Origin of the sequence: Burkholderia sp. Bp9012 (assembly GCF_003853825.1) — a bacterium.
GTDB classification, from domain to species: domain Bacteria; phylum Pseudomonadota; class Gammaproteobacteria; order Burkholderiales; family Burkholderiaceae; genus Burkholderia; species Burkholderia diffusa.
Genome location: NZ_QTQA01000010.1, coordinates 140738 through 152521, shown reverse-complemented (window position 1 = coordinate 152521; position 11784 = coordinate 140738). Strand labels below are relative to the sequence as shown.

Below are 11784 nucleotides of genomic sequence, written 5' to 3'. Positions count from 1 at the left end.
CGTGCGGGATGCCGCGTGCTGAACCTCTGTCGTTTTTACATAAACGCTGTACGGTCGTTGCATCGTGCGCGGAGCGGGGCGCGTCCGGCGTCGTCACATGCGCGGAATCGAGCGGATGTCCGAACTGTCGCCGGCGGCCGGATCGTCGTCCGCTTCGGGAAGCGGCGCTCCGGGGTCGTAACGCACCGGCGCGCCGCGCTCGATCCGGTGCGCGAACGCCGGCGGGGTATCGACGTCGTCGCCGAAGCGCGCCCGCACGAACGCGCGCAGCAGCGCGGTGCGCGGGTCGGTCGCGCGCGCCGCGCAGGTCGACGGACCGTCGATGAAGCATGCGTCGCATTCGACGCCGTCGCCGCGCCGCGCGATCCGCAGGTCGCCGACGCGATCGAGCACCGCTCCCGCGTCGGCCCACGACGCCGACGGCGCGAAATGTGCATCGAGACGCCGCAATGCATCGCACGCAGCGGTCACGATCAGTTGCGGCTCGACGGCCGTGAAGCACAGCGTGTCTTCGTCGTCCGCGCACAATGCGCGCGCGCACCAATAGTCGAGGGCCGTTCCGGCGAGTTCGTCGGTTCGCATGGGCAAGCTCCGTCAGGGTTTGTCAGCGCGGTGGGACGCGTGCGCAAGCTGCGTGCCGGGCTGCCGGATAGCGGGCACGGCGTGTGCTCACGGGGCCGACGGCGCGCGCGGCGATCATGCGGCGCGCATTTTTTGCATCGCCATCGCAGATAAGCAGAGGGGGCCAGCATGCAGCATCAACAGGACGCACAGGTGCGCGACCCGTATCGCGGCCACGAGATTCGCGTCTGGGCGCGGCGCAACGCGCGCGGCGCGTGGGATGACGAAGTGCAGGTGTATGTCGACGGCGCGCGCATCGAGCTCAGCGTGCCGGAGCCGGCCGGCCCGGATTGGAAAACCGAGGACGAGGCGCTGCGCGCGGGTGTCGAGCGCGGGCGTTATCTGGTCGACAAGCGCGTCGATGACGATTGACCCGACCCGACCCGACCCGACCCGACCCGACCCGACCCGACCGGCGCGGCCGGAAGCTTGCACGCAGGGCGACAAACCGACGAAGGTGACGCCGGAGAGCCGGACGCCGCGGGTCAGGCGGGCGAGTCAGGCATCACGGCCGCGCCGCGATCTCGTCGAGGTGCCACAGCAGATCCGCCGGATCGTCATACACGCGCAGCGCGCCCGCGCGTTCCAGCTCGTCGCTGCCGTAACCGCCCGACAGCAAGCCGACGCCCAGCGCGCGGCAGCGGCTCGCGGCGAGCATGTCCCAGATGCTGTCGCCGACCACCACCGTATGCTCGATCGGCACGTTCAGCTTCGCGGCGGCCGTCAGGAACAGATCGGGATCCGGCTTCGCATACTTGACCTGATCGCGCGTGACGACCACGTTCTTCGCCGGATCGACGCCCAGCGCCTCGAGGTTGATGGCCGCCGTTTCCATCCGTCCGCTGGTCGCGATCGCCCAGCGGATGCCCGCGTTCGACAGCGCGGCCAGCAGCTCGCGCGCGCCCGGCAGCGGCCGGACCTGCGCGCGCAGCCGCTGGTACGCGGCCGCGTGCAGCCGCGCGAGCCGTTCGACGCGCTCGGCGTCGATGTCACCGGCCGTCTCGCGCAGCAGCTGATTCAGGAACAGGCCGCCGCTCATCCCGATCTTGCGGTGGATGCGCCACACCGACAGCTCGATGCCCTCGGCATCGAGCGCTTCCTTCCACGCGAGCACGTGCTGGTAGACGCTGTCGACGAGCGTGCCGTCGAGATCGAACAGAAACGACGTTTCAATGCGCATGTTGAATCTCCTGGCCCGATGAGGTTCGGGCGAATCGTCCGCGAAAAGTCCTTCGACGCATTATCGGCGCGCGGCCGTGTCATCGCCATGTCCCGGCGCCGCGGACGGCAGCGGCGTGTCGTTTGCCGCTGGTACAATCGCGCCGATGCGCCGGGCCGGCTGCCCGCGCCCCCAACCCTCGTCGAATTCCCGTATGGCAACTCCGGACGCCGTCAGTTCCGAACAGTCGTGGTGGGGCGTCCTGGCCCTGGCACTCACTGCCTTCATCTTCAACACCACCGAATTCGTGCCCGTCGCGCTGCTGAGCGCGATCGGCGACAGCCTGCGGATGCAGCCGACCGACGTCGGCCTGATGCTGACGATCTACGCGTGGGCCGTCGCGGTCGTGTCGCTGCCGCTGACGTTCCTCACGCGCCATGTTGAACGTCGCAAGCTGCTGAGCTGCGGGCTGCTGGTGTTCATCGGCAGCCATGTCGTCACCGGCGTCGCGTGGAATTTCACGGTGCTGATGATCGGCCGGCTCGGCATCGCGTGCGCGCATGCGGTGTTCTGGTCGATTTCCGTCCCGCTGGCCGTGCGGCTCGCGCCGAGCGACCGGAAAAGCCGTGCGTTGAGCCTGCTCGCGATGGGCACGGCGATCGCGATGGTCGCCGGGATTCCGCTCGGGCGCGTGATCGGCGAGGCGCTCGGCTGGCGCGTGACGTTCCTCGTGATCGGCGGCGCGGCGGCCGTCGCGCTGCTGATGCTGCGCGTGACGCTGCCGACGCTGCCGAGCCAGGGCGCCGGATCGCTGTCCAGCATCGGCATGTTTCTCAGGAAGCCGGCGCTGGTATCGCTGTACGCGATCACCGTGCTGGTCGTGTCCGCGCATTTCACGTCGTACACGTACATCGAGCCGTTCGTGCAGAGCGTCAATCACGCGAGCAGCAGCCGGATTACCTACGTGCTGATCCTGTTCGGCGTCGCCGGCATGCCGGCCGCGGTCTGTTTCAACCGCGTGTTTCCGGAGCGGCCGGCCGATTTCCTGCTCGCGTCGATCATCGCGCTGTCGGCGTGCCTGCTGATCCTGTTCCCGAGCGCGCTGAACATCGTCACGCTGTCGGTTCACACGCTGGTGTGGGGCGGCGCGATCGTCTGCTTCGGGCTCGCGATGCAGGCCTGGGTGCTGAAGCTCGCGCCCGAGGCGACCGATCTCGCGGTGTCGATCTTTTCCGGGCTGTACAACGTCGGCATCGGTGCCGGCGCGCTGCTCGGCAACCATATCGCCGGGGATTTCGGCCTGCCGTGGATCGGCACGTTCGGCGGGGTGGTCGGGATCTTCTCCGCCGGGATCGCGTGGGCCGCGTTGCGGCTGCATGAGCGGCCGGCGGTGGCGTAGTCCGCCGTCAGTGCCATCGCACTGCATGCCGCATGCCATGCCGGGCGCGGCCTTTGCTCGAGGCTTTCTGGTCGCTCGCGTGGCTGCCGATCATCAGACATTGAAGACACTGTGGAAGCGCTTCAGGCGCCTATCGCCACCGCAATGATCCGGCCACGGGGACGTGGCCGCATCGCGGTGCCTTCGTGCGGAATACGGTCGGCGGGCCACACCGCATTCCCATCAGGAAAACCCTGATCCGCCCGCCCGGACCTCGATTTCCGTCGACGTCGCCAACCACCAGCCTGCCCGCATTTCACTGCTCGCTACGGGGTGCCCTGAAACCTGTCCCGCTTCTCCCAGCAAGCCTTCCAGCCACGCCAACCAGACAAAACGGGTATGGCGCGATGCAATATTTCCCGATCTGAAGCGAATTTCAATACCTGGCAGGTATGAAAAAGCGAGGCCAAAAGTATTGGACGGTCCATTTCCCCGCCGCGTATAAATCCGTTCCATGAACTCACCACACGCAGCGTGCCCCATGTCTCCCGTCACCATCGAACGCATTGAAACCCGCCTCGTCGACCTGCCGACGATCCGTCCGCACAAGCTGTCGGTCGCCACGATGCACGGCCAGACGCTGATGCTGGTGAAGGTGACCTGCAGCGACGGCGTGACGGGCACAGGCGAAGGCACGACGATTGCCGGGATGGCCTATGGCCCGGAAAGCCCGGAAGCGATGAAGCTCGCGATCGACGCATACCTCGCGCCGGCGATCATCGGCAAGGATGCGACGCGCATCCAGGCGCTGATGGCGTTCCTCGGCAAGCTCGCGAAGGTCAATCACTTCGCGAAGAGCGCGCTCGAAACCGCGCTGCTCGACGCGCACGGCAAGCGCCTCGGCGTGCCGGTCAGCGAGTTGCTCGGCGGCCGCCGGCGCGATCGCCTGCCGGTCGCGTGGACGCTCGCATCGGGCAACACGGCGACCGATATCGCCGAAGCCGAGCGGATGCTCGACCTGCGCCGCCACAACGTGTTCAAGCTGAAGATCGGCGCGAAGGCGCTCGACGCGGACATCCGCCACGTGGCCGAGATCAAGCGGGCGGTCGGCGAGCGCGCATCGGTGCGCGTCGACGTGAACATGGCGTGGAGCGAAACGCAGGCCGCGCGTGCGATTCCGGCGCTCGCCGATGCCGGCTGCGAACTGGTCGAGCAGCCGGTCGCGTCGGCCGCGGCGCTCGCACGGCTGATGCGCCGCTTCCCGGTCGCGCTGATGGCCGACGAAATCCTGCAGGGCCCGGACAGCGCATTCGAGATCGCGAAGCATCACGGCGCGGACGTGTTCGCGATCAAGATCGAGCAGAGCGGTGGCCTCTTCGCGGCGCAGCGCGTCGCGGCGATCGCGGATGCGGCCGGCATCGAGCTGTACGGCGGCACGATGCTCGAAGGCGCGTTCAGCACGGTCGCGTCCGCGCATCTGTTCGCGAGCTTCGCGAACCTGCAGTGGGGCACCGAACTGTTCGGACCGCTACTGATTACCGAAGAGATTCTCACGACCCCGCTCGACTACAGCGATTTCGAACTGACCGTGCCGAGCGGCCCGGGCCTCGGCATCGAGCTCGACGAAGCGAAGGTCGCGCGCTTCACCCGCGACGGGCTGACGAAAGTCTCACGCTGAATCGCGATCACGCGCGACAACCCGCGATAACACGATCACGCACCAGGACATCACGATGCTTTTCCACGTACGCATGGACGTCAACCTCCCAGCCGACATGCCGGCCGGCGTGGCCGACGAGATCAAGACCCGCGAGAAGGCGTATTCGCAGGACCTGCAGCGCAGCGGCAAATGGCGCCACATCTGGCGCATCGCCGGTGAATACGCGAACTACAGTGTGTTCGACGTGTCCGGCAACGCCGAGCTGCACGAGATCCTGACTGGCCTGCCGCTGTTCCCGTACATGAAGATTTCGGTGACGCCGTTGTGTCGCCACCCGTCGTCGATACACGACGGCGACGTTTGAACCACGGAGCCGCCTCTTCCGCAACGGCGGGCACCGGGTCACCTTTCCCCAAAATACACGTGGAGACACCATCATGAGCGTCAAAGTATTCGAAACCAAGGAAGTGCAGGATCTGCTGAAGGCCGCGTCGAACGCGGGCGCCAATGGCGGCAACGCGCGCACGCAGCAGGTCGTGCTGCGGCTGCTCGGCGACCTGTTCAAGGCGATCGACGACCTCGACATTACGCCGGACGAAGTGTGGGCCGGTGTGAACTACCTGAACAAGCTCGGCCAGGACGGCGAGGCGGCGCTGCTCGCGGCCGGCCTCGGCCTCGAGAAGTATCTCGATATCCGGATGGACGCGGAGGACGAGGCGATCGGACTCGATGGCGGCACGCCGCGCACGATCGAAGGCCCGCTGTACGTCGGCGGCGCGCCGGTGCGCGACGGCGTCGCGAAGATCGACCTCGATGCGGATGAAGGCGCGGGCCCGCTGGTGATCCACGGCACGGTCACGGGGGGCGACGGCAAGCCGGTGGCCGGCGCGCTGGTCGAGTGCTGGCACGCGAACTCGCACGGCTTCTACTCGCATTTCGACCCGACCGGCGCACAGAGCGATTTCAACCTGCGCGGCGCGGTGAAGACGGGCGCGGACGGCAAGTACGAATTCCGCACGCTGATGCCGGTCGGCTACGGCTGCCCGCCGCAGGGCGCGACGCAGCAGCTGCTCGACCGCCTCGGCCGTCACGGCAACCGCCCGGCGCACGTGCACTTCTTCGTGACCAGCGACGGCCACCGCAAGTTGACGACGCAGTTCAACATCGACGGCGACCCGCTGATCTGGGACGACTTCGCGTATGCGACGCGCGAGGAGCTGATTCCGCCCGTCACCAGCAAGACCGGCGGCGCCGCGCTCGGGCTGAAGGCCGACGCATATCAGGACATCGAGTTCAACTTCGTCCTGACGCCACGCGTCGAGGGCAAGGACAACCAGATCGTCGAACGCCTGCGCGCTTCCGCCACGGCATAACCGCCCGACGGCGCGGCGGCGCGCCTGCGCCGCCGCCGGCCGGGTCCCCGCGAGATTCAATCGATACCGATGCGAGCGTGCTTGCAGGACCCGGCACGCACACAGGAGGAACCAACATGTCCGCCACGATCGACCACACCACCGAACTGGACCACCTGCTCGCCACTGCCGTGCAGGACGACAAGGAAGCCGGCATCTTCCGCTGCCGCCGCGACATCTTCACGAACGAGGCGCTGTATGAGCTCGAGATGAAGCACATCTTCGAGGGCAACTGGGTGTACCTCGCGCACGAAAGCCAGATCCCGAACAACAACGATTACTACACGACGTGGATCGGCCGCCAGCCGATCGTCATCACGCGCGACAAGACCGGCGAGCTGCACGCGGTGATCAATGCGTGCGCGCACAAGGGCGCGATGCTGTGCCGCCGCAAGCACGGCAACAAGGGCAGCTTCACGTGCCCGTTCCACGGCTGGACCTTCTCGAACACCGGCAAGCTGCTGAAGGTGAAGGACGAGAAGACGACCGAGTATCCGGTGCAGTTCAACACGCACGGCTCGCACGACCTGAAGAAGGTCGCGCGATTCCAGAACTACCGCGGCTTCCTGTTCGGCAGCCTGAGCGACGACGTGCTGCCGCTCGAGGAGTATCTCGGCGAGGCGCGCGTGATCATCGACCAGATCGTCGACCAGGCGCCGAACGGGCTCGAAGTGCTGCGCGGCAACTCCTCCTACATCTACGAAGGCAACTGGAAGATGCAGATGGAGAACGGCTGCGATGGCTATCACGTGAGCACCGTGCACTGGAACTACGCGGCGACGATGGGCCGCCGCAAGGAAGACGGCACCAAGGCCGTCGACGCGAATAGCTGGAGCAAGTCGGTCGCGGGCGTGTACGGCTTCGACAACGGCCACATCCTGTTGTGGACCAAGACGATGAACCCCGAAGTGCGGCCCGTGTACCAGCACCGCGACGAGATCAAGGCGCGCGTCGGTGATGTGCAGGCCGACTTCATCGTGAACCAGACGCGCAACCTGTGCGTGTACCCGAACGTGTTCCTGATGGACCAGTTCAGCACGCAGATCCGCGTGGTGCGCCCGCTCGGCGTCGACAAGACCGAAGTCAGCATCTTCTGTTTCGCGCCGAAGGGCGAGAGCGAAGCCGACCGCACGACGCGCATCCGCCAGTACGAGGACTTCTTCAACGTGACCGGAATGGGCACGGCCGACGACCTCGAGGAGTTCCGTGCATGCCAGGCCGGCTATGCAGGCATCACGGCGATGTGGAACGACCTGTCGCGCGGCGCGCCGCTATGGATCGACGGGCCGGACGAGAACGCGAAAAGAATGGGGCTGAACCCGCGCATCTCGGGCGAGCGCAGCGAGGACGAAGGGCTGTTCGTGTGCCAGCACGAACACTGGGTGCACGTGATGCGCGATGCACTGAAGAAGGAACGCGGGGAGGTGGAAGCATGAACATCGATTACCGGACCATCTGCGCGGCGCTGTATCGCGAAGCGCGCCTGCTCGACGACCGCGAGTGGGACGAGTGGCTGACCTGCTACACGGAAGACGTCACGTACTGGATGCCCGCGTGGGACGACGACGACCGGCCGACCGACGATCCGCACAGCCAGATCTCGCTGATGTATTACGCGGATCGGGGCGGCCTCGAGGATCGCGTGTTCCGGATCAAGACCGAGCGCAGCGGCGCGTCGACGCCCGAGCCGCGCACCAGCCACAACGTGACGAACGTCGAGGTGCTGGCCGAGCGCGACGGCGAGGTGGACGTGCGCTACAACTTCCACACGCTGAACCACCGCTACCGCGTGACCGATCACTTCTTCGGCACGATGTTCGTTACGTTGCGCCGCTCGGGCGACGCATGGCTGATCTCGAACAAGAAGATCGTGCTGAAGAACGACTACATCCGGCAGGTGCTCGACGTGTATCACGTCTGACGCCGATCGATTCGACAAGTAACACTGGGAGGCGATGTCATGTCCACCTACAAGATTGCACTGAACTTCGAGGACGGGGTCACCCGCTTCATCGACTGCAAGGCCGGCGAGAAGGTGCTCGACGCCGCGTTCCGCGCGAAGATCAACCTGCCGATGGACTGTTCCGACGGCGTGTGCGGCACCTGCAAGTGCCGCGCGGAGAGCGGCAGCTACGATCTCGGCGACGATTACATCGACGACGCGCTCACCGAGGATGAAAAGGACGGCGGTCTCGTCCTGACGTGCCAGATGGTGCCGCAAAGCGATTGCGTGATCGCGGTGCCGAGCTCGTCGATCGCCTGCAAGACCGGCCACAGCGCGTTCGCCGCGACCGTGACGAAGGTCGAGCCGCACAACGATGCGGCGATCGTGCTCGAACTCGACGTCGATGCGGCCGCGCCGGTGTTCCTGCCCGGCCAGTACGTGAACATCGGCGTGCCGGGCAGCGGCCAGCACCGGTCGTATTCGTTCTCGTCCGCGCCGGGCGACACGAAGGTCGGATTCCTGATCAAGAAGATTCCCGGCGGCGTGATGAGCACGTGGCTCGAGTCGGCCAGACCCGGCGACACGCTCGAACTGAACGGGCCGCTCGGCAGCTTCTACCTGCGCGATGCGGCGCGGCCGCTGCTGTTCCTCGCGGGCGGCACGGGCCTCGCGCCGTTCCTGTCGATGCTCGAGGTGCTCGCGCGCAGCGGCTCGCGGCAGAAGGTGCACCTGATCTACGGCGTGACGCGCGATCTCGACCTGGTGCTGGTCGACGCGATCGAAGCGTATGCCGCGAAGCTGCCGAACTTCAGCTTCTCGACCGTCGTTGCCGATGCGGCGTCGAGCCATCCGCGCAAGGGCTGGGTCACGCAGCACATTCCGGCCGATGCGCTGAACGACGGCGACGTGGACGTCTACCTGTGCGGGCCGCCGCCGATGGTCGACGCGGTGCGCCAGTACTTCGACGATGCAGGCGTGAAGCCCAACAGCTTCCACTACGAGAAGTTCACCCCGAACGTGACGGCAAAGGCGGCATGACCATGCAACGATTCTCTGGAAAGGTCGTTGTCGTCACCGGCGCGGCGCAGGGCATCGGCCGCGGCGTCGCGCTGCGCGCGGCGGCCGAGGGCGGCCGCGTGCTGTTCGTCGATCGCGCGGATTTCGTGGCGGAGGTGGCCGCCGAGGCGCCGGGCGGCAACACGGCCGGATTCGTCGCGGATCTCGAGACCTACGACGGCGCGCGCGCGGCGATGGCGTGCGCGGTCGCGACGTTCGGCCGGATCGACGTGCTGATCAACGGCGTCGGCGGCGCGATCCGGATGCGGCCGTTCGCCGAGTTCGAGCCCGAGCAGATCGACGCTGAAATCCGCCGCTCGCTGATGCCGACGCTCTACAGTTGCCGCGCGGTGCTGCCGCACTTGCTGGCCGGGGGCGGCGGCACGATCGTCAACGTGTCGTCGAACGCGACGCGCGGCATTCGCCGCGTGCCGTATTCGGCCGCGAAAGGTGGCGTCAATGCGCTGACGGCGGCGCTCGCGATGGAATACGCGGAGCAAGGCATCCGCGTGGTCGCGACCGCGCCGGGCGGTACCACGGCGCCGCCGCGCCGCGTGCCGCGTAATGCGGCCGGCGACAATGCGCAGGAACAGGCGTGGATGGCCGAAGCGGTGCGGCAGGTGACCGATTCGACGTTCTTCAAGCGTTACGGCACGCTCGATGAACAGATCGCGCCGATCCTGTTCCTCGCGTCGGACGAAGCGAGTTACATCACCGGCACGGTGCTGCCGGTCGCGGGCGGCGATACGGGTTGAGCGGCCGGGTTGCCTGTTCGCCCGCTGCTTCAGCGAGGCGCGCGCCGCGGTCAGGCGTGCGCGCGATGACCATCGAAAAACCGGCCGACGTGGAACGTCCGGCCACGGAGACACTCATGCGCGAGCGCGAAGCAATCATCCCCGCAGGAATGGAAGCGGTGTACGAAAAAATCGGTTATGCGCCGGCGATCAAGGCGGGCGATACCGTGTACGTATCCGGCCAGATCGGCCGCGACGCGGCGATGCAACTGGTGGAAGAACGCGAGGCGCAGATCGTGCAGGCGTTCGAGAATCTCAGGCTGGTGCTCGAGGCGGCCGGCGCATCGCTCGACGACGTGGTCGACCTGACGACCTTTCATACCGACATGCGCGACCTGCCGCTGTTCATGGCGGTGCGCGACCGCTATCTCCATGCGCATCCGCGGCCGGCGTGGACCGCGGTCGGAGCGCACATGCTCGGCGGGGCGCCCGGTTATATCGTCGAAATCAAGGCGGTTGCCGTGCTGCGGGGGTAGTCGCTGCCGCTGCTGGTGAGACGACGCGATCCCACCGCTTGCCGCCCGCATCGGATGCAGACGTGCGGCCCGTCTACCGCCGGATCGCCGCTCGCAACCGCCTCACGTCCTGTTCTGACACCGGTGTGGCGCGATTTCCCCACGCGCCGCGCACATAGCTGACCACCGCGGCGATCTCGCTGCTCGTCAGCGCGCCGCGCATCGCCGGCATCCGCTGCACGGGGCCGTCCGTGCCAGGCGCAGGCCGCGCGCCTTCGACGACGATCCGGATCGCGCTGGCATGACCGGCGATGAACGCCGCAATCCAGCTGTTGAGACCTGGACGAGCGATCTCTCAAGTGCAACTAACGGTCAATCGCACTCCCGCCCGCGATACGGATACGCGCGCGATGCGGCAACGCGGTATCGCCCGACGCTGATGCAGAAACTGCGCTTGCAGGGGGGGCGGCCGGATCCCGTACCGCGTCATTCCGGACACGTCAACGATGCACGCACCGGTTTTCACGCTCGGCGTCCCCGTTGCCGACGGCGTTCGCCGACCGCCGGCGCCGACGCAGACGGTCCACGCACCTTAGCCGCGACGAAGCGGTCGGTGCACGACATCGCACTTACCGGCACGCGCGTGAAAACAGCAGCGAATCGGCGTCGTTGAAGCGAATCTGCACCGGATCTGCATACCCGGCCTTCTGCGCGACGCGGATCGACGCGATGTTGGTCGGTGCAATCAGGCATACGCTGCGCTCGAACCGGTGCTGCGCATCGAGCCAGCCGAGCGCATGCGACAGCGCCTCGGTCGCATAGCCCTTGCCGTGCGCCCAGCTCGTGAGCGCCCAGCCGGCTTCCGGCACGCTGCGAATCGACGGCTCGATCGCGCGATGGAAGTCGGCGAAGCCGAGATCGCCGACGTAGCGGCCCGACGACTTCTCGCGAATCGCCCAGTAGCCGTAGCCGAGCAGCGGCCACAGTCCGCGATACGCGAGCAGCCGCATCCACGAGTCACGCGGCGCCGACGGATTGCCGTTGAAGATGTGCGCGACGACGGTCGGCTCGGCCCACATCGCGGCGAGCGCGTCGAAGTCGCCGAGCGGGTGACCTTCGAGGATCAGGCGGGGGGTATCGAGAACCGGTGGGGACGTGACGGGCGGCAGGGCGCTGAGTGTCATCGGGCGTTCTATGAGGAAAGGAAGGCGGCGCAGTGCGCCGCGCTTGGGTCCCGTACGATACCGCGGAAACTGCGGCGCGGCCGCAAATCCCCGTCTGCGGCGGGGAATGCGGCCGCATCG

Annotated in this window: 14 protein-coding genes and 1 pseudogene; 10 read left to right on the top strand and 5 right to left on the bottom strand. The window is 67.0% G+C overall.

Annotated elements, in window-relative coordinates; all coding sequences use genetic code 11:
- Positions 1-93 precede the first annotated feature (93 nt).
- Entirely contained in the window at positions 94-582 is a 489-nt protein-coding gene (locus DIE11_RS15970; RefSeq protein ID WP_059602449.1) for a phage protein NinX family protein, read from the bottom strand.
- Between the two features lie 168 nt (positions 583-750).
- On the opposite strand from DIE11_RS15970, the gene DIE11_RS15965 reads away from it, so the two are divergent.
- Complete coding sequence (locus DIE11_RS15965; protein WP_059602453.1) at positions 751-993, top strand: DUF6566 family protein; 243 nt, start codon at positions 751-753, stop codon at positions 991-993.
- 133 nt (positions 994-1126) lie between these two features.
- Here DIE11_RS15965 and DIE11_RS15960 read toward each other — a convergent pair whose 3' ends face one another.
- Complete coding sequence (locus tag DIE11_RS15960) at positions 1127-1801, bottom strand: HAD family hydrolase (RefSeq protein ID WP_044843419.1); 675 nt, start codon at positions 1799-1801, stop codon at positions 1127-1129.
- A 193-nt stretch (positions 1802-1994) separates the two neighbouring features.
- On the opposite strand from DIE11_RS15960, the gene DIE11_RS15955 reads away from it, so the two are divergent.
- Positions 1995-3179: a sugar transporter gene (locus DIE11_RS15955; protein WP_124625403.1), complete on the top strand. Its 1185-nt coding sequence runs from the start codon at positions 1995-1997 to the stop codon at positions 3177-3179.
- 222 nt (positions 3180-3401) lie between these two features.
- Here DIE11_RS15955 and DIE11_RS15950 read toward each other — a convergent pair whose 3' ends face one another.
- Positions 3402-3674 carry a hypothetical protein gene (locus tag DIE11_RS15950; protein WP_124625401.1) on the bottom strand — a complete coding sequence of 91 codons (273 nt, stop codon included), beginning with the start codon at positions 3672-3674 and terminating at the stop codon, positions 3402-3404.
- A 25-nt stretch (positions 3675-3699) separates the two neighbouring features.
- Here DIE11_RS15950 and DIE11_RS15945 point away from each other — a divergent pair, with 25 nt between their 5' ends.
- The 8 genes from DIE11_RS15945 to DIE11_RS15910 all read left to right on the top strand — a co-directional run bounded on the left by DIE11_RS15945 (position 3700) and on the right by DIE11_RS15910 (position 10501).
- Positions 3700-4836 carry a muconate/chloromuconate family cycloisomerase gene (locus tag DIE11_RS15945; protein WP_059602459.1) on the top strand — a complete coding sequence of 379 codons (1137 nt, stop codon included), beginning with the start codon at positions 3700-3702 and terminating at the stop codon, positions 4834-4836.
- A gap of 55 nt (positions 4837-4891) precedes the next feature.
- The gene (gene catC / locus DIE11_RS15940) at positions 4892-5182 is read left to right on the top strand and encodes a muconolactone Delta-isomerase (RefSeq protein ID WP_059602461.1); all 291 of its coding nucleotides are present in this window, start codon (positions 4892-4894) and stop codon (positions 5180-5182) included.
- Positions 5183-5255: 73 nt separating this feature from the next.
- On the top strand, positions 5256-6191 hold the full coding sequence (gene catA / locus DIE11_RS15935) for a catechol 1,2-dioxygenase (protein ID WP_059602464.1): 936 nt from the start codon (positions 5256-5258) through the stop codon (positions 6189-6191).
- 116 nt (positions 6192-6307) lie between these two features.
- The gene (locus DIE11_RS15930; protein WP_124625399.1) at positions 6308-7666 is read left to right on the top strand and encodes a Rieske 2Fe-2S domain-containing protein; all 1359 of its coding nucleotides are present in this window, start codon (positions 6308-6310) and stop codon (positions 7664-7666) included.
- Positions 7663-8151, top strand: coding sequence for a benzoate 1,2-dioxygenase small subunit (gene benB, locus DIE11_RS15925; protein WP_059602469.1), 489 nt, complete (start codon positions 7663-7665; stop codon positions 8149-8151). The genes DIE11_RS15930 and benB overlap by 4 nt, the downstream gene beginning before the upstream one ends.
- Before the next feature lie 39 nt (positions 8152-8190).
- The gene (gene benC / locus DIE11_RS15920) at positions 8191-9213 is read left to right on the top strand and encodes a benzoate 1,2-dioxygenase electron transfer component BenC (RefSeq protein WP_124625397.1); all 1023 of its coding nucleotides are present in this window, start codon (positions 8191-8193) and stop codon (positions 9211-9213) included.
- Positions 9210-9986, top strand: a complete 777-nt coding sequence (benD, locus tag DIE11_RS15915) for a benzoate diol dehydrogenase BenD (protein ID WP_124625395.1) — start codon at positions 9210-9212, stop codon at positions 9984-9986. The genes benC and benD overlap by 4 nt, the downstream gene beginning before the upstream one ends.
- A 116-nt stretch (positions 9987-10102) precedes the next feature.
- Positions 10103-10501 (top strand): RidA family protein, encoded by a 399-nt coding sequence (locus tag DIE11_RS15910; RefSeq protein ID WP_059602885.1) that lies wholly within the window; start codon positions 10103-10105, stop codon positions 10499-10501.
- 73 nt (positions 10502-10574) lie between these two features.
- On the opposite strand, the pseudogene DIE11_RS36895 reads toward DIE11_RS15910, so the two are convergent.
- Positions 10575-10784 (bottom strand): annotated as a pseudogene (locus tag DIE11_RS36895) (c-type cytochrome); the annotation flags it as partial.
- A 325-nt stretch (positions 10785-11109) separates the two neighbouring features.
- Complete coding sequence (locus DIE11_RS15900; protein WP_124625393.1) at positions 11110-11664, bottom strand: GNAT family N-acetyltransferase; 555 nt, start codon at positions 11662-11664, stop codon at positions 11110-11112.
- Positions 11665-11784: the final 120 nt, after the last annotated feature.